The 17,537-nt window shown below is 41.6% G+C and carries 16 protein-coding genes; 4 read left to right on the top strand and 12 right to left on the bottom strand.

All coding sequences use genetic code 11. The features are described from left to right. From JWV37_RS06720 to JWV37_RS06675, 10 genes are all read right to left on the bottom strand, one after another. A complete protein-coding gene (locus JWV37_RS06720; protein ID WP_205459017.1) occupies positions 1–681 on the bottom strand; it encodes a class I SAM-dependent methyltransferase in 681 nt (226 codons plus the stop codon). Between the two features lie 11 nt (positions 682–692). Further along, positions 693–1,457, bottom strand: coding sequence for a class I SAM-dependent DNA methyltransferase (locus JWV37_RS06715; protein ID WP_205459016.1), 765 nt, complete (start codon positions 1,455–1,457; stop codon positions 693–695). Then, the gene (locus tag JWV37_RS06710) at positions 1,454–2,560 is read right to left on the bottom strand and encodes a DegT/DnrJ/EryC1/StrS family aminotransferase (RefSeq protein ID WP_205459015.1); all 1,107 of its coding nucleotides are present in this window, start codon (positions 2,558–2,560) and stop codon (positions 1,454–1,456) included. The genes JWV37_RS06715 and JWV37_RS06710 overlap by 4 nt, the downstream gene beginning before the upstream one ends. Next, positions 2,557–2,988, bottom strand: coding sequence for a cupin domain-containing protein (locus JWV37_RS06705; RefSeq protein WP_205459014.1), 432 nt, complete (start codon positions 2,986–2,988; stop codon positions 2,557–2,559). Before JWV37_RS06705 ends, JWV37_RS06710 begins: the two co-directional genes overlap by 4 nt. Then, complete coding sequence (locus JWV37_RS06700) at positions 2,981–3,808, bottom strand: hypothetical protein (RefSeq protein WP_205459013.1); 828 nt, start codon at positions 3,806–3,808, stop codon at positions 2,981–2,983. The genes JWV37_RS06705 and JWV37_RS06700 overlap by 8 nt, the downstream gene beginning before the upstream one ends. Positions 3,809–3,897: 89 nt before the next feature. Continuing rightward, entirely contained in the window at positions 3,898–4,428 is a 531-nt protein-coding gene (locus JWV37_RS06695; protein WP_240332076.1) for an acyltransferase, read from the bottom strand. Positions 4,429–4,505: 77 nt separating this feature from the next. Next, positions 4,506–5,429, bottom strand: a complete 924-nt coding sequence (locus tag JWV37_RS06690; RefSeq protein ID WP_369407663.1) for a glycosyltransferase family 2 protein — start codon at positions 5,427–5,429, stop codon at positions 4,506–4,508. Beyond that, entirely contained in the window at positions 5,426–6,952 is a 1,527-nt protein-coding gene (locus tag JWV37_RS06685; RefSeq protein ID WP_205459010.1) for a class I SAM-dependent methyltransferase, read from the bottom strand. Before JWV37_RS06685 ends, JWV37_RS06690 begins: the two co-directional genes overlap by 4 nt. A 21-nt stretch (positions 6,953–6,973) precedes the next feature. Further along, on the bottom strand, positions 6,974–9,721 hold the full coding sequence (locus JWV37_RS06680) for a motility associated factor glycosyltransferase family protein (RefSeq protein WP_205459009.1): 2,748 nt from the start codon (positions 9,719–9,721) through the stop codon (positions 6,974–6,976). Positions 9,722–9,828: 107 nt separating this feature from the next. After that, positions 9,829–11,301 carry a flagellin B gene (locus JWV37_RS06675; RefSeq protein WP_205459008.1) on the bottom strand — a complete coding sequence of 491 codons (1,473 nt, stop codon included), beginning with the start codon at positions 11,299–11,301 and terminating at the stop codon, positions 9,829–9,831. Positions 11,302–11,442: 141 nt separating this feature from the next. Between JWV37_RS06675 and topA the strand changes: the two genes are divergently transcribed. From topA to JWV37_RS06655, 4 genes are all read left to right on the top strand, one after another. Continuing rightward, the gene (topA, locus tag JWV37_RS06670; protein ID WP_205459007.1) at positions 11,443–13,509 is read left to right on the top strand and encodes a type I DNA topoisomerase; all 2,067 of its coding nucleotides are present in this window, start codon (positions 11,443–11,445) and stop codon (positions 13,507–13,509) included. Beyond that, complete coding sequence (locus tag JWV37_RS06665) at positions 13,506–14,021, top strand: YfcE family phosphodiesterase (protein WP_205459006.1); 516 nt, start codon at positions 13,506–13,508, stop codon at positions 14,019–14,021. Before topA ends, JWV37_RS06665 begins: the two co-directional genes overlap by 4 nt. After that, entirely contained in the window at positions 14,018–15,169 is a 1,152-nt protein-coding gene (locus JWV37_RS06660; protein WP_205459005.1) for a cation:proton antiporter, read from the top strand. Before JWV37_RS06665 ends, JWV37_RS06660 begins: the two co-directional genes overlap by 4 nt. 95 nt (positions 15,170–15,264) lie before the next feature. Further along, on the top strand, positions 15,265–16,545 hold the full coding sequence (locus JWV37_RS06655; RefSeq protein ID WP_205459004.1) for a citrate synthase: 1,281 nt from the start codon (positions 15,265–15,267) through the stop codon (positions 16,543–16,545). A gap of 33 nt (positions 16,546–16,578) precedes the next feature. Here the strand turns inward: JWV37_RS06655 and JWV37_RS06650 are convergent, their stop codons facing one another. Beyond that, positions 16,579–17,247: an AMIN domain-containing protein gene (locus tag JWV37_RS06650; protein ID WP_205459003.1), complete on the bottom strand. Its 669-nt coding sequence runs from the start codon at positions 17,245–17,247 to the stop codon at positions 16,579–16,581. A gap of 13 nt (positions 17,248–17,260) precedes the next feature. After that, a complete protein-coding gene (locus JWV37_RS06645) occupies positions 17,261–17,536 on the bottom strand; it encodes a septum formation initiator (RefSeq protein WP_205459002.1) in 276 nt (91 codons plus the stop codon). Between the last annotated feature and the right edge of the window lies 1 nt (position 17,537).

The following is a 17,537-nucleotide window of genomic DNA, read 5'->3' as shown; positions in this document are numbered from 1 at the left end:
CTATATTTTTTTACATATGAAAATCGAGTCTCGTTGAACCAAATTACAATCAATGGCTAAAACTTCATACCCATTGCCCTCCAAGATTGCTCGCATTGCTTTTTGATTGTTCCTTGGCCACCAAATTTCATTATCCATTTTCTCTTTGAATGCAGGAGGCACACCCCCTTTCTCCCATCCAAAATTCTCTAGCTTTTCCCAGTCTGCGTACTGGTGGATTAAAATGGCACCTTTTTTCATCTTTGGATAAATATTGTGAAATATTTGATAAATAGAGTCTATATTATTATGGCACAATACACCAAAAGACCAGAAAAAATTAAACTCATCATTTTTTAAAAAAGAATAGTCAAAAGAATCAATTTGAAAATGCTCAACTTTTGGACCATCTTCTACACTATTTATCCATTTTGAAACATCCTGAAAATCAAGCGTTGTAAATTTTCCATCTCGATTCAATAGACTTAAAATCACTTGACTCCACGAGCCCCTTCCTGGGCCAAGCTCCAATACGCTAAAATTTGGCTGGATATGACTCACTAAAAGTTTTTGCACTATTTCAATATAATTTCCACCTATTTTTCTCTCTTCTCTTTCGCGTATCTCATCGCTATTTTTCACCATATTACCACTAGTATATCCATAGTGGAATTCTTTTTTTAACCATTCTAATGTTGGCATTTTTCCCTCTTTTATTTAGCTTTTAAAATCCAAACTGCATTCCAACTATCAAAACCCAAACTCTTCTGTCTCATCCATGCATATTTTTCAAGAATCTCAAAGTCAACTAAATGACAAATAAGCTCCAATTCTGTGTCAAAAAAATAACGCATTGAGTGTATCTCTTTTTTTTGTGTAATATTATTGGAAAATTTATCTTCAATAAAAACATCAAACTCTATATCAACAACATTTTCTTGAGCCCTTAAAGCTGGTTCTGCAATGCGTGTTATCTTGATGAATTTATTTTCAAATCTTTTTACTTTAACCTTAGGCAGGTCGGTCAAGACTGCTGGTCCGTACCAAAAATCAAAAATAAAGAGTCCTCCACATTGCAAGTGCTCTTTCGCCACCCTAAACGCCTGAACCAAATCCTCGTTCGAATTTTGATAACCCATCACATGAAACAAGGAGGTTACTACATCAAACTTTTTTTTAAGATTTAAGTGCTGAATTTTTGAACAACTAAAACTAAGTCCATCCTCTCTTCCACTTCTCCTGCTTTGTGCTATTTTAAGCATATCTTTACTTGAATCTACGCCGTGAACAACATAGCCCTTTTCGCAAAACAATTCAGCATGCTTTCCCGTGCCGCAACCTAAATCTAAAACTGTCTTGGCCTCTTTAGCCCCAAAGGAGTTCAACAATCCAATCACATAGTCTACTTCACCAACATAGTCTTTATCGCCGTAAAGTAAATCGTAATATTTTGAATATATATCGCCAAAAGAGCTCATATTAAGACCTTATGGAGAACATCAGACACTTTTTCAATCTCCTCTTCAGTCAAACCCAAACCGCTTGGGATATAAAAACCTCTAGCGTAAAGTTTTTCACTATTTGGGAGCTTTTCATTTGCAAAAAAACCCATTTTTTTCAACACAGGCTGGAGGTGAATGGGATAAAAAAATGGCCTTGTTCCCACACCAAGCGCCCCAAGTTCATTTACAACATCTTTTACATTTTTTTTATAATTATTTTTTAATGTAATAGCATAGACCCAGTAAATATTTTCACAATATGAAGTTTTTGCTATTGGTAAATTTATAGCTTTAATCCCATTTAAAAGTTCATTATATTTTTTGCCCATATTGCGCTTTTTTTTGACAAACTTATTTATTTGTTCCAACTGGGCAACCCCTAATGCTGCCTGCATATTTGTCATACGATAATTCCATCCAAGCTCTTCATGAATAAATCGCTCTTTTCCAAAACAGAGATTTCGCAAGCTTTTTGATCTTTCATAAAGGTTTTCGTTATCTGTAAGAATCATACCACCTTCGCCGGTAGTAATAAGCTTATTTGGATAAAAACTAAAAATGCTTATATCCCCAAAACTACCGCACTTTTTACCTTTGTACTCTTGACCATGCATTTGAGCAGCATCTTCAATTATTTTCAAGTTATGTTTTTTAGCTAAGGCGATAATTGGATCTATGTCTACAGACAATCCGTAAATATGAACAATCATGATAGCTTTTGTTTTTTGTGTAATTTTACCCTCAATCGCATCAGCACTCATATTGAATGTATAAAAATCGTTATCAACGAGAACGGGGGTTATCCCCTGGCCTATCAATGCCTGAGCGCAAGATATGATTGTGAAGGAAGGCATAATGACCTCATCTCCTTTCTGAAATCCTAGGGCCTTAACCGCAATGTCCAGCGCTGCACTCCCATTTGCGCATGCTATTGCAAACTCTCTTCCTGTATAGCTAGCCATCTCCTTTTCAAAACGCGCCACAAAGGGGCCTTCACTACTTACCCAGCCTGTATCTATGCACTCATTAAGATATTTCTTTTCATTCCCATTCAGCAAAGGCGTATTTACTGGTATCATTGTTTTATATCCAATTTGTCGCTTGAAACATGCTCAAATCGTGTTTTGTCTTCATCCCCCAAATACGGACCTTGCTTAATTTCAATCATTTCCAAATCCTCCAACACCTCAAACCCATGCCCACCGCTTGCGAGCAAAATTACATCTCCGCTTTCCAAAACTACACTTTCCAAATAAGCTTTCTCTTGAGAATAAAAATCTACTCTAAGTTTTCCTTTTCTTATTACAAGAACTTCTTGAGTTAAATAAACGTCCCGAGAGACCCTATTGTGTATATGTGCATCAATTTTTTTACCTTTTTTATGAGACATATATGCCAATTGTTGAGAATAGTCACTTGGGGTAAAAAATTCAACGCCATCTTTTTGATATCTATTCTTTATAATAATTGCAAGTTGCTGGGTGTTGTGGATAATTGTCTTAATCATTTTTTTCACCATATAGCAAAAAATAACAATAAATTCTCTGTCCCACAAACTCCCTCATTAGCTCCGGTAAATTTTCAAAGAAATAAAGCTTGTATTGAATGTTACTTGGCATATTATGAATAACTCGCTGGCACAAACTTTCAGGAGAATAATGTCTTGAAAAAGGAACACTATACTCATCATCTCTCCACACTTTCAACGCTTTGCTGTCAAACTGTATTTCACTTTGATCACATTTTTCACTTGTACAATTGTAGTACGTTTTATCCAAGTATAAAGGAGTTATAACAAATTTACCATTTTTATTCAGGACAGTTGATGCCTCTTTTAAAAACCCAATATCAGCATTTCCCTCAAAGCACTCATAGGCACAATGCATGCTCATTTTATCCACAAAATTCTTCGGCAATCTCATATCACCAGCATTTGCACCGATTTTAATTCCATTGATTCCTTCTGCATAAGCCAAATCCAGCAAATATGTTTGCTTTACTTTTTTAGCATAATACAGTTCATTTGCGTATTGGCTTCCACTTGCCGCTACATCCATAAATACATCAGTGGGTAAAAAATCAAGTAATTTATAGCTTAGATAGTGCTCTAAACACTTTTCAATATAAACATCTCCACAGCCTCTATACTGGTTATCTATATTTGAAAACATGGATAACCAACACTTAAAGTCATCAATGTCGATGTTTTCAACAACAACGTTAGCTCCACGCGCTTCAAGTTCGTCCGCCATAGAGGTAAAATAACTATAGTTTTCTAGTGGATTTTTAGAAAAATCAACTTCTGATTGATATATTTTTTTGGTCATAAATAGCCCTTCCTGTCATCAATAACTAACCGGCTCACTTTTTTGTATGGTAAAAATCATTTTATATAAACACAGTAAACCATATTATTTTAATAGTTGTCAATACTCTCTCCCGCCATATCATTAATTTTTCTTTTTTTTATTATTTTTGCAGGAACCCCAGCAACAACAGAATATGGCGGGATACTTTTAACAACGACGCTACCCGCTGCCACAACACTGCCCTCTCCAATTTCAACTCCATCCAGTATTCTAACCCCTGTGCCAATCCATACATCATCATGGATTTTAATTCCCAAACGTGTCTCTCCTTGTTGAGAAATCGGCTTATTGGGATCTTTATAGATATGGTTTGCTGGTATTATTGTACAATGTGCTGCTATTCTGACATTATTTCCAATAAAAAGTCCACCGTGTCCATAAATAACACAAAATGGATTTATTGAACAATCTTCCCCTATCTCAACACTTCCCCCATACAGGCGGATATAAGCATATTCCCTAACGATGGTGTTTTTTCCAATTTTAATATATTTGCCATCACAATAAAATAGTGATTTCAAACTTATGGTCCGAGGTGTTTCAATCTGAATATTTCCTTTTCTTTTAACCACCACCATCAACCGAGCTTTAAGCATTAGCAAGTTAATTAGTTGCCTAAACCATCTACATACCATTTAATAAAACTTTTTTATATTTATTCAAAATACCTTTCCTTCAAAACCCATTTTAATAATTCAGCATCCTTCAAACATTCAATTTGATGAAAAATATATCCATCAAGATAGGCATTATTCATTTTATCTTCTAAGGTCATTGGGGGGATAATTTTTTTTTCAAACCTATTTTTCAAATCACTAAACTTTTGATACTTTCTTAGCTTTGAGTACGAATTTGAAATGCCCTGATTAAACATTCTTTTGCAAAAATACTCTTCCGTCATTCGCTCTTTTGATACAAAATGATAAACACTTGCGCCTGGGTTATATATTGTTTTATAGCCATTTTCCTTCACATAGTCCGACACATGGCTTTCCCCGTCCCCTCGAAGCCTAATAAACTCCTGGGGAAAAGCATCAGGATGGAAGCCGTTTGCCAAATATAGCACTGATTTTCTAACAGAGAAGTTGCAGCCCCAAACAAAAGAGGAGTCTATTTCTTTCATTTTATCACCCAAATCAAGAACACTCAACTGTCCTACCATGCCTTCCTTTCTCCACATTGACAAAAGCCATGCTGGAGGATTTTCTTCAAAAACAGGCAGGTTTTTTCCTCCAACCAAGGCCACACACTTGTCTTCAAATGATTCCAAAACGCTGCATAAGTGATTAGGGAATAACTCAACATCATCATCAAGATATACCAGTAGATCGGCTCTAGATTCTCTCAATCCTACATGTCTTCCCGTGTGCAGGCCAGCAGTAGCATCATAAAAATATCTTAAATTTTCAATTTTGGCTTCATATTGTTTGACGATTTCTCTGGTATTGTCAGCAGAACCGTTATCAATCACAAGTATTTCAAATAATTTTTCAGGAAGTGTTTGTCTTTCAATACTTCCTAGGGCTTTTGCCAATAGGCTTGATCTGTCTTTGGTGGGTATTATAACACTTAAGATCACTTTATCCAGGCCCAATACATATTTGGTAGTTCAAAATTTGACTCCTTAAATACAACGGGTTTCACATTTTCTCTTATAACTTTTTTTACCCCTTCGGCCCATCCAACATCATGAAAAATAACCACAGAACCACTTTTTAGCATGGGAGAGTACAAGTCCCAATCCCTCTTAACGCCTTCATACGAGTGATCACCATCAATAAAAAGCATATCGATTCCACTTTTTGCAAGATGTTTTATCTGATTGTGCACATTGTGACTATACCCCCTAATTGGCCTAATCAAGTGCTTATGTGTATCTATGTTTACTAAAAATTCCTCATAAATATCTTTATCACTTTCCGACATTGATGTGTTTTTCCACGTGTCAATACAAAAAAGTATTGCATTTTCTTTTAGGCTAATTCCTTTTGCAATAGCCAAGGATGATGCGCCGTAATAAGAACCAATCTCAACAATATTACTTGAGCTAGGGAGAGAACCTGCCAAAATATTTAATTTATCAAGCTCTTCTTGGGTCATTCTAGTAAATTTAAATTCATTAAGCCCAAGCGAGGTGTGAATATTCATTGGACAAAGTTCACATTTTTCATGCAAATGAATTCGATACTGATTCCACAAGTCCGAATTCCATAAATCGGTTAAGTTATTTTTTATGATATTTCCCATAATAGGTTTATGGGCGTATTCCACAATATTGCATGGGTGAATATCGCCATTTGAAAGAATTAATGCCGAGCTGGACGGAACAGAACACTTTTTATTTTTCCAGTAAATGCCTTGAGAGAAATCATCAAGAGTACTAATCTCTTCAGCATATAACATTTTTAAAGCACCAACAGCCTCTCTTTTATTATAAATCCCAAGCTCACTAACTAAACTAATGCTTTTGGGAATAACTGTTTCTCGAAAATACTTAATTTCATCCTTTTTAAGTAAAAATTTTTTTTGGAAATCCCCCTCCAGATAAGAGATTGCCATTCTGTCTGAACCGATACTATAATGCAACGCTATCAGATGATTAAAATCTTTAAAATTTTCTCGACACAATATGGTTTGAGTGTAAAAGTTAAAGTTTGGGAACCTTATTCTTGCCTTATTTATTGCTGCTGCTGTAGCTGTAGCTTTTTTCCACAGACCCTTGCTTCTCCTCATGGAATCTAGAGTATTTGCATCGTGGCTATATAGAGACAGCATAATGCTATCAAGTCCTGATTCCATTAATTTTTCAGCATAAGCATCATTAATCATGCTCCCATTTGTATTCATATGCACATGTAAACCAAGCCTTTTTCCTAGCTCAATTATTTCTAATAAATTTTTATATAGAGTGGGCTCTCCCCCACTGATTTCAAGATTCCTGCAACCCAGAGCAACCGCTTCTTCTAAAATTTCTTTCCACCGCCATAGGGTTACTTGTTCTAGTTTTCGCTTTTCTTTATGCAAAGAACGTCTAGAAACACACCCAAAACAATCGGCCGTGCACTGTAATGTTGGCTTAATAATAAGTTTATTTAAATTCAAGCTAAGCTGCCTTTCTCGTTTTTATTTGAGTAATTTTCTCAATTTAACAAGTTGTTTATAAAACTGAAAATTTGAGAGACATAAAGAGATTCTTAATATATTAAACTCTTTAAAAGTTGAATGTATGTCTATTTTGCACTCCTTGTAGCCAAACTCCTCAAAAAGGCCATTATAGAGCGTTTCTATATAAAAATTCGTAATCCATGGTTTTGTATCCCCAAAAAGTAACCTGTATTTTTTTAAAGCAAGCTGATTGCTTTGATGGTATGTATTTTCTAAGTCGATGATTGTTTTTTCAAAATTACCATCAAAGTAACAAAATAAAACACCATAATTATCAGGCAAAACTTTTATGATAGCATTGGTTTTCACATCTTTACTATTGTGAATCCAAAAACCTATTGTTGTTGCAATACTCTCTATGTGGCCAACAACTAAAGCCTTGCATTTTTTAGTGTCGACAAAAATTTCGTAAAACTCTTTTATATTTCCACCAAAACAAAACCCCTTAAACTCCACATCAGGAAATCGCTCCATCAACTCTTTAATATACCCCACAAACTCCTCATCCGCCAGATTTTCTTCCGTGGCCAAGAACCCGATGGCGTTGGGACAGTAGAGGTCTTTTATCTTCTCTTCGTCGATGGGCTCTTCGAGGCTTTTCATGAAGCTGAGTTCATTGTATTTCTCATCCTCTCGTGTGATGACGCTCACGAACGCTTCTGGCAGCACCTTGCCCGTTTTGGCGTCTTTAAAAACCGCGGCTTTGCCCACATGCATGTCTGGCATGTCGTACAAAATCCCGCGCATATCCACGTCAAACACCCGCCCAAACGTGGGTTTGAGTTCTTTACATGTAAAGCTATCTATCACCTTGCCTTCCACTTCGACGTCAATGCGCTCCACCTCATCGATGAGCCTTCGTGTTTTAGCAAAGGTAATGGTCTTTAAAATCGCATCCATAATCCCCGCAAAAGCGAACAACCACGACTTGTACGCCTCCACAAGCGCGCGGGTTTTCTCCTCTTGTTGTGCTGCCGTTTCGACCTTTTGCACTTCAAGGGATGCAAGAGAAATTTCCTGAGAAAGCATCATCGACTGAGCTATGTGCCACACCACTTTTTCAAAAAGCGGCTCTTCAAAGCGCTCTTTGACTTTTTCTATGCGCACCATCAACTCTTCAAAAACAGTCGCACTTGTTGCCTCATCTTCACTCGCAGCCGCCACATCCAAAAAAAGCGCCTTGGTTTCTTCTAAAAGCGCTTGGGTGTACGTAGCCATCTCTTCCACTTTGCGCTCCACCTCAGCGCCAATGCGCACTGCATCCTTTTGGCTTGCGTAGCGCAACTCAAGCGGTATTTTTACTTTCTCTTGCTTTACATGTAAAGCCACAGCCTCAGCAAAAGGGATTTCAACCGCCCCGTAAATGCTCGCTCCGCCTTCTGTTGCATTAATGGTGAGCATCCGCGCCTTTGTCTCTGCTATGTCTTTTTCAAAAAACTTACGAAACATGTCCCACGTATGGTTGGTACGTACACGCCCTACCCCACCCCAGCCTTCAACCCATGCGTCGGCTTCTTTTTCTTTAACATTAGTGCTTCCAAACACATGGCCTTCTGCGTGTGAAGTGCCATCTTCCCCGTAGGCCAAATCCTGCCCTATCAACATACATGTTTTAAATTTGCTGTGGTAGATAAGCTCGTACGCCATATTCGCGGCGCTCATTCCTAGGCCAATGTATCCCCACTCATCGGGTCCTGTGAGCATCATGTACCCAAGAGGGCGCAAACTCACCTGTAAAGTACCCCCCTTGATGCTCTCTAGCACTTCTTTGTGTTGCAAAGAAGTGAGCGCAAACACCACGCCCTCAAAGGCCTCCTTGGGAAGCTCTGTGAAAAACTTCGCACTTTCCACCACCCGCTCTATGGAAACCACCACATCAGGCTTGATGCCCGCACGGTAAAGCACAGGAAAGCTAGCATCCGCTGCCACGATGCGCACATAAGGCGCAATGCGTTTTAAAAGAGGAAGTTGTTTAGTAAGCGAAGGGCCCGTAGAGACAAGCACGGCGATTTCTGTCGTGCCAAGCTTCTTAAAAAGCTCTAGTGCGGGAGGGGTTTTGAGCACCTTGGGAAGATTGACAAGATGGTGTTTAAGCCCAATAAGACTATCGGTTGGGTCATTTCCAGCCGCATTGATTCCATGATACAGAGCTTCTAAAAATACCTGATTGGTCGTCCTCAGCGCAAGTTCATGGCACTTTAAATAATACTCTGTCGTTACATGTAAGTCGTACACCCTTGCGTAGCGCTGTTCTTTCAAATGCCCAAAGAGGGCCAAAGCATTAGGGAAATTCACCTCCTCTTGCCCAAAAAGTGCCAACCTTCCGCTTTGAAGCTCAGCAGAAAAATCCACCATATGCAGCACTACAAACGCCAGCTCATCTTCAGGCTCCACCACTACGATGCGCTCATGTTTTGGGTTTGCCAGTAGCGTTTTGATGAGCATCCCATTGCCTAGTCCATACATGTAAAGAAAGGGATGTTCATCAAAAGCTACGTAACGCGCAGTATCTTCCTCTACACTTTGCGCAGGAGAGCCTTCATAAAGAGGGGTAAAATGGGTTGTGTGCACTGCATTGAGCGAGGCGACATTGCCCTCGTCCATAAAAATCTCAAAATGTTTTAATTCCCCTACAACACGAAGGCGACGTGCAAGAGGAGGGTTGTGTGTATCAAGCACAGAAAGATTAGTTTCAAAAAATTCCATCATCCGCCTTTTAGATTAAGGTCTTACATGTAAAGCAAAAACCATGCCCCTTAAACCAAAAAAGCCGATGAGAGTCTCCTCCCATCGGCTTAAAAATCAACCCGAGACTACTGAAGTAGTCTGAGTACGTTTTGCTGTACCGCGTTAGCTTGGCTCATGGCATAACTTCCTGATTGTGCAAGGATGTTAAACTTAGAGAAGCTCGCAGACTCAGCAGCAAAGTCAACGTCGCGAATCTGAGATTCAGCCGCTTTCACGTTTACTTGTGTTACAGAGATGTTGTTCACGGTTGCTACCAATTGGTTTTGAGCAGAACCGATGTCCGCACGGATGCTGTCAAGTTTTTCTTGAGCAGATTGCGCTACTTTCATCATCGCTTGTGCGCCTGTAAAGGTAGTAACACCTGCACCTAGCTCATCAGTTGCACCCATTACATTGTCGTTAGCAAAAGCGCCCATTGCTTCGGCAGTGTCATTGTCAATCTCGCTCATCATATCGCGAAGACTTACACTTTTCTCGTTCGCGCCTGATGTGTCAAGGTCAGCTGCGCCCGCGATAGTCATTTGAATATCCGCCGCACCTGCGCTCATGAGTGTTAAACGTCCTGTAAAGGTACCTTCAATATCACCACCCTCAACACCACCAAAACCAGAAGCCTCGATAGCGCGACCATCAGTAGAGGTTAGTTCAAGATTACCGCGAGCATCTACGCTTGCTGTAACGCCTGTTGTTTCCTTATACTGGTTAATCGCATCTACAAGCACCCCACTGCGGTCATTGGCCTCGACATCAAGGCTCTCAGCAACAATAATGCCGTTAATAGTCAAGGTGGACACTGAGCCTGAAGTGACGGCTGCTGAACTGGTTTGTGTCAAGCTCCAACTTGCTGTTACACCTGTAAGGTCAGAGTTTTTGTTAATGACTTCTGCCAAAGCACCGATACCTGTACCTGCACTTGTAGAAATAACAACACCTTCAAAGTCAGTTGTGTTGCCGCGTACATCGGTAAATGTTACAACAGCAGAACTCGTTAGGGTTCCACCCATATCACTAGTTTCAAAACGGGTTTGGCCGATTTTATCGGAGCTAGTTGCACCAATAGACATACTAACCGTTTGGCCGCTGTAAGCACCCACTTGAAACTGAGCATTGGTAAACGAACCTGAAAGCAAGCTTTTGCCGTTAAAGGTTGTTTGACCTGCAATGTTGTCAAGTTGCTCAGTAAGACGTTTGATGTCCGCTTGAAGGGCTTTACGTGAGTTAGCATTTTGGCCATCTTGTGCCGCTTGGGTTGCTTTGACTTTGATGGTGTCGAGGATTTTTAATTGCTCGTCCATCGCCTTGTCGGCAGTTTGTGCCATCGAAATCGCGTCATTTGCGTTGTTGATAGCCTGACCAAGTGCACTTGCTTGTGAACGAAGAGAGTCAGCAATAGCCATACCTGATGCATCATCAGCGGCAGTGTTGATTCTCAAACCTGAGGAAAGTTTCGCCAAAGAACCCGAAAGGTTACGGTTGTTGGCAACGCTAGACGTGTGGGCGTTCATCGCCGATACGTTGGTGTTAATACGGAAACTCATCTTAAATCCTTTTAAGTGTATTCAGCATCCTTGCTGTTAGAAACCATATCGCTCCCTTAGCAAAAAACTTTATACCCCTGCCTTACAAATTTTCCTTTTTCTGCTAGAATTGCACCATTAAATGGAAAGCAGGACAGTATTTTGAAACACTTAATCATCGTCGAATCCCCCACAAAAGCCAAAACCATCAAAAACTTTTTGGGCAAAGAGTACGAAGTTATCGCCTCCAAAGGTCATGTGCGTGACCTTCCCAAAAGCAGTTTTGGCATCAAAATCGAAGAGGGCACTTTCAAGCCCGAATACCGCGTCGCCAAAGAAAATGCCAAAATCGTCAGCGAAATCAAAGCCAAAGCCAAAGCAAGCGACACCGTTTTTATCGCGACGGATGAGGACCGCGAAGGAGAAGCCATCGGCTACCACATTGCCATGGCCATTGGCAAGGAGCCTGAAGAATTACCCCGCATTGTCTTTCACGAAATCACCAAAACCGCTATCATCCACGCCCTTGAAAACCCTAGAAAGCTCGACATCCAAAGCATCAACGCCCAACAAACCAGACGCTTGCTCGACCGCATCGTGGGGTACAAACTCTCCCCACTTCTAGCTTCCAAGATCCAAAAAGGCCTCAGTGCTGGCCGCGTGCAATCCTCCGCCCTCAAAATCGTCGTCGACCGCGAGCGTGAAATCCGCGCCTTTAAACCTGAAGAGTACTGGAGCTTAGATGCGCTCTTTAACGGCAACGTCGAAGCGCAATTGGTAGAGTTTGAGGGCCAAAAAATCGACAAGATGACCATCTCTCAAGGAGACCGCGCGCGCTACATTGAGACGAACCTCAAAGAGGAAACCTACACTGTTGGTACCATCGAAACCAAAGCACGCAAAACCTCTTCGCCACCACCGTTTATGACCTCCACCTTACAACAAACCGCTTCGTCTATGCTGGGCTTTTCACCTAAGAAAACCATGATGCTCGCCCAAAGCTTGTACGAAGGGGTCAAGACCCACCAAGGTACCCAAGGGGTCATCACCTACATGCGGACAGACTCGTTGAGCCTTGCCAAAGAAGCGGTAGACAAAGCCAGAGAACACATCAAAAGTACCTACGGCACGGCCTATTTGCCTGCCAAGCCCGCTTTTTACAGCACCAAATCCAAAGGCGCCCAAGAAGCCCACGAGGCCATCCGCCCTACGGTCATTGACTTCACTCCCGAAGTCGCCGCCAAGTTTTTAGACAAAGACGAACTCAGACTCTACACCCTCATCTACACCCGATTTCTTGCGTGCCAGATGACTGACGCTCAGTTTGAGTCTCAAACAGTTTTCTTTACATGTAATAAAGGAGTGTTCAAAGCCAGCGGACGCAAACTGGTCTTTGATGGCTTTTACAAAGTCTACGGCAACAGCGACAAAGACAAGCTCCTGCCCACGCTCACCACAGGAGACCGTGCCTTTTTGGACTCGCTTGTGGCCAACCAACACTTTACCGAGCCACCCGCACGTTACTCAGAAGCGAGTTTGATTAAAAAACTCGAAAGCCTTGGCATCGGGCGACCTTCTACTTACGCACCCACGGTCTCCTTGCTCACGGCACGCGATTACATTAATGTAGAAAAAAAACAACTCGTCCCCACCGACACTGCCTTTGTGGTGATTGAACTTTTGGAAAAAAACTTTGCTGAGATTGTCGATAGCAACTTTACCTCGTCCATGGAAGAAAAGCTCGATGAGATTGCAGAAAACAGCCGCGATTGGCAACACGTGCTCAGCGAATTCTACGGGCCTTTCATTGCTCAAATTGAAGAAGGAAAGAAAAATATCGCTAGCCAAAAAGTCGCCATTCCTACTGGCGAAGACTGCCCAGAGTGCGGTGCGCCTTTATTGCAACGCAAAGGGCGCTATGGCGAGTTCATCGCGTGCAGCGCTTTTCCTAAATGCAAATACTCCAAAAACCTCGCCGCTTCGCCCAAAGCCGCACCCGCCAAGCTAGACGTCCCTTGCCCAGAATGCGGCGGCGACATCTTACAACGAAGCTCCAGACGTGGGAAATTTTACGGGTGCGCCAACTACCCCAAGTGCACCTTCATCTCCACCTATGAACCCACCGCTACACCGTGCCCTGAGTGCGGGTACCTCATGGCAGCCAAAACCCTTCGGGGCAAAGCCTTGCTTGAATGTATTAAGTGCAAACATAAGGTAATTCCAGAGTGACGCTAGGGGTTTTATCTGATTCGCACCGCCGAAGTGATTTAGCGAAGTTTTGCATCGACACACTCATTGAAAATGGAGCGGAGTTTTTGTTGCACGCGGGCGACATCGTAGAGGAGAAAACGTTGAAACTCTTGGAAAAATGCGGCGTTCCCTACAAGGCAGTTCTGGGTAACAACGACATGCATTTATACAATCTTGCAGACACTTACGCCCTCGTGCAAGAGCCCCACAGTTTCACCCACAAAGGCTTACATGTAAAGCTTATGCACCACCCTTTTTACCTCACACCAGAGGGGGCAGATTTGGTCGTGTATGGGCATACGCATTTTTTTGAAGCCTCGCTAAACAATGGCACATTTTTTCTCAACCCTGGGGAAGTGTGTGCTAGAAAAAAAGAGGCGTGCGAATGCGCTCTTTTACATGTAAACACTCCGCGATGGGACGTAACACGCTTTACATGTAAACCCGACAAGCGGGTCTGGAAAAAAGAGTACTGGGCCTTTAGTTCATGAACGAACTCTCCATTCTCATCACCGTTGCCGTGATTATTTTCACTTCGCCGTATCTTTCAAAAATGTTTAAAATGCCCATTCCTTCTGTGGAAATCATCCTTGGAATGCTAGCTGGGTATTATGGGTTTATAAGTGATTATTATCTATTTGAGCTTGTGGCAGAGATTGGCTTTTTTTACCTTATGTTTCTCGCCGGCGTGGAAGTAAACCTGCGCGTCTTTGTGCGCACCGACAAAGCCCTGATTAAAAAGGGGTTGGTTTACGTGTGTTTGCTTTACTTTTTCTCCTTTTGTTTTACTCTCTACATGGGCTATAGCATGCTCATGATGGTCATTTTGCCCTTGCTCTCCATTGGGCTTATTTTAACCCTTTACAAAGAGTACGGCAAAGACCAACCTTGGCTTAACCTTGCTATGTTTGTGGGTATTATGGGCGAACTTGTGAGCATTGCCTTACTAACCTTTACCGGCGCTATTTTAGAGTTTGGAATAGGCGCACAACTGTATATGTCTTTGGTTTATTTAGTGGGATTTCTTGCACTTATTATTATTCTTTTTCAAGGATTGCAAGTTTTATTTTGGTGGTTTCCTCAACTTAAAATATTCCTTATGCCCCATTATGACAAAGATGAAAAAGATATTCGCCTTTCCATGTCTGTGTTTATCGTTATGATTGCCATTATGATTTTTTTGCGCTTAGAGATTGCCTTTGGAGCGTTTATCGCGGGAGCATTTATCGCCACCTTTTTTGAACACAAAAAAGAGCTTCCCCATAAGCTTTCTTCCTTTGGGTTTGGTTTTTTGGTGCCCACTTTTTTTATTTACATTGGTTCCACCTTTCCGTTAAATGCTCTCCAAATGGAAGGTGTAGTAACAACTGCGGCAACAATCACCCTTGCCATGTTGGTGGTTCGGCAACTTTCAAGCATCGCTTTTTGGAAGCACTTGGGGGCAAAAAAGTCCTGCTTGCTGGCCCTTTCCCACTCCATGCCCCTTACCCTTTTAATTGCAGTGGCCACCATTGCTTTTAAATCTCGCACTATTTCTGAGACACTCTACTATGCGCTTATTTTAACAAGCCTTGCCGAAGTTATTATTGCAATGTTAGGCATTAAGTTACTGCATGTTGTTGGGAAAATAAAAAAATAGGAGTACCTTTTTTTGGCTTTCGTAGGCTTAACAAAATTTCTGTTAAGATACCCCCACTGTGGTATAATCTGTGAAAAATTATAAAAAGGATGCCTATGAGTAAAGACACTGTTACGTTTACCAATAACCGCACAGGAGAGAGCTTCGAATTTCCCATTCTTGATGGCACCATGGGGCCCTCGGTGGTTGACATTTCTACGTTTTACCAAGACACAGGCATGTTTACCTTTGACCGCGGATACACGTCTACTGCCTCTTGCCGCTCACGCATCACGTTCATCGATGGCGACAAAGGACAGCTCATGTACCGTGGGTACGACATCTCTTATTTGGCCCAAGAGCGTACTTTTCTAGATGTTGCTTACTTGCTTTTAAATAAAGAGCTTCCTACTATTGAACAACGCGTAGATTTTTGTCTTGAGATGAAAAAACGCTCTTTTATTCATGAAGGAATGAAAAAACTCTTTGATGCTTTCCCTGACAACGCCCACCCTATGGCTATTCTTTCTGCAGGTGTTTCGGCCCTTTCAACCTTTTATTTTGAGCATATTGACATTGACAATCCTGATGAATACATGGAAATGGCCAAACGTATTGTGGCAAAAATCCCTACCATTGCTGCTTTTTCTTACCGCAGTAGCTTGGGTCTACCCATCATCTATCCTGACCTTGACCGTGGTTTTACGGAAAACTTTTTGTATATGTTGCGTGGCTATCCCCACAAACACATCGACTTAAAACCTATCGAAATCAAAGCTCTCGACACCATCTTTACCCTTCATGCCGACCATGAACAAAACGCATCAACCACCACTGTGCGTAACGTAGCTTCCACGCACGCCCACCCTTATGCTGCCATTAGTGCAGGTATTGGTGCGTTATGGGGAAGAGCCCATGGCGGAGCTAATGAATCGGTGATTCGTCAATTAGAAATGATTGGCTCTGTGGACCGCGTGGATGAATTCATCAAGCGCGCCAAAGATAAGGATGATCCTTTTAGACTCATGGGCTTTGGCCACCGCGTGTACAAAAACTTTGACCCGCGTGCCAACATTTTGAAAAAAATTCGCACCGAACTCATGAAAGAGATTGAAATTGATAGCAAGCTAGTAGAGGTAGCAAACAGAATCGAAGAAATTGCTCTTACAGATGATTATTTTATCAGCCGCAAGCTGTACCCTAACATTGATTTCTACTCAGGCCTCATTCTGCAAGCACTAAAAATCCCAAAAGAGATGTTTGCCGTTATTTTTGTGATTGGTCGCACGCCTGGATGGATTTCTCAGTGGATAGAACTCAAAGAACAGCCTACAATCAAAATCGCTCGCCCACGTCAGCTTTACCTTGGGCCAGTCGACATTACCCCCAAGCACTAAGCCCTTGTTGGCTCCCTGCCGAGGGGGCCAATACTACTTTAGCAAAACCTCGTAGCCATCTTCGATCTTTTTGAGCTCATACAGGTAGTGTCCGTCAAGCAAAATGGCCGCGCGGTAGCGTCCGTTGTGGTTTCCCATAGTAATTGTCTTAAACGCCCCATTTTTAACTTCAAGGACTTTAGTATAAAAAGCAGTATCGCGCTCAAAATCCAAAACAACCTTATAGGGGTCTGCGACCATAAAATGCCGCACAAGCACATCATTCGTCAAGACCTTTAGTCGCATTTGGGTTGCTTCAAAAACAATAAATCCTCCAAAGCCCACCTCTTTTACAAGAGGTTGTTTAAGCTCAACAGTTTCTTGCCTAAGAGGTTCAGGTACTGGCTCGGAAGGCACACTAACAGGAGCTGGACGAAGCAAAAGACTTTCTGTGGTTACTACTAAAGGATCGTGCCAATCAACGTTCTTATCCACCTCCATGCGCAACTCTTCTGTTCCGCCATCAACGCCTTGATACCCAAAAACAACATACTGAAGCACCCGCGCACGGCTAGGCAACGTCGTGGCTTGTTGTTCAAAATCTCCCCGTTGCTCTTGAATATTGGTGGGTGTAGTGACTGTTTCAGAGGTGGGTAAAAAAGGGTTTTCTCTTGCAAAACAACTGGCAACAAGGCCTATTCCTAAGATAATGATGGCTCTCATGTCACTCCTTGCATTAGCGCATATCCGGATCAAGTTGACGCAACTCAAAATACTCTTTTTGAAGTGCGGCATTTTCATGCTTTAACTCAATGACCCTTTTTTGCAATTGTTCTTTGCCTGACTGAAGCCCTAAAAGCACATCAAGAGAGCTTCTTCCAAAAAAAAGATCGCCCATATAAATTCCAAATCCAACGACCACCAAAGAAGCAAAGAGGAGTTTGAGTGCAAAACGGCTACGGTAAAACTGCCGTATCTCGCTTGTCTTATACTCCTCTAAAATTTCACGCATT

This window comes from Sulfurospirillum tamanense (assembly GCF_016937535.1).
Lineage (GTDB): Bacteria > Campylobacterota > Campylobacteria > Campylobacterales > Campylobacteraceae > Sulfurospirillum_B > Sulfurospirillum_B tamanense.
This window is presented reverse-complemented; position numbering and strand designations above follow the sequence as displayed.

Excerpts from the sequence above, each read along its gene's own strand:
- JWV37_RS06680 (WP_205459009.1), bottom strand. The coding sequence starts at position 9,721 with ATGGAATTTTTTGAAACTAATCTTTCTGTGCTTGATACACACAACCCT.
- JWV37_RS06720 (WP_205459017.1), bottom strand. The coding sequence starts at position 681 with ATGCCAACATTAGAATGGTTAAAAAAAGAATTCCACTATGGATATACT.
- JWV37_RS06660 (WP_205459005.1), top strand. The coding sequence starts at position 14,018 with ATGAACGAACTCTCCATTCTCATCACCGTTGCCGTGATTATTTTCACT.
- JWV37_RS06710 (WP_205459015.1), bottom strand. The coding sequence starts at position 2,560 with ATGATACCAGTAAATACGCCTTTGCTGAATGGGAATGAAAAGAAATAT.
- JWV37_RS06700 (WP_205459013.1), bottom strand. The coding sequence starts at position 3,808 with ATGACCAAAAAAATATATCAATCAGAAGTTGATTTTTCTAAAAATCCA.
- JWV37_RS06695 (WP_240332076.1), bottom strand. The coding sequence starts at position 4,428 with ATGGTGGTGGTTAAAAGAAAAGGAAATATTCAGATTGAAACACCTCGG.
- JWV37_RS06645 (WP_205459002.1), bottom strand. The coding sequence starts at position 17,536 with ATGCGTGAAATTTTAGAGGAGTATAAGACAAGCGAGATACGGCAGTTT.
- JWV37_RS06715 (WP_205459016.1), bottom strand. The coding sequence starts at position 1,457 with ATGAGCTCTTTTGGCGATATATATTCAAAATATTACGATTTACTTTAC.
- JWV37_RS06655 (WP_205459004.1), top strand. The coding sequence starts at position 15,265 with ATGAGTAAAGACACTGTTACGTTTACCAATAACCGCACAGGAGAGAGC.
- JWV37_RS06650 (WP_205459003.1), bottom strand. The coding sequence starts at position 17,247 with ATGAGAGCCATCATTATCTTAGGAATAGGCCTTGTTGCCAGTTGTTTT.
- JWV37_RS06675 (WP_205459008.1), bottom strand. The coding sequence starts at position 11,301 with ATGAGTTTCCGTATTAACACCAACGTATCGGCGATGAACGCCCACACG.
- JWV37_RS06705 (WP_205459014.1), bottom strand. The coding sequence starts at position 2,988 with ATGATTAAGACAATTATCCACAACACCCAGCAACTTGCAATTATTATA.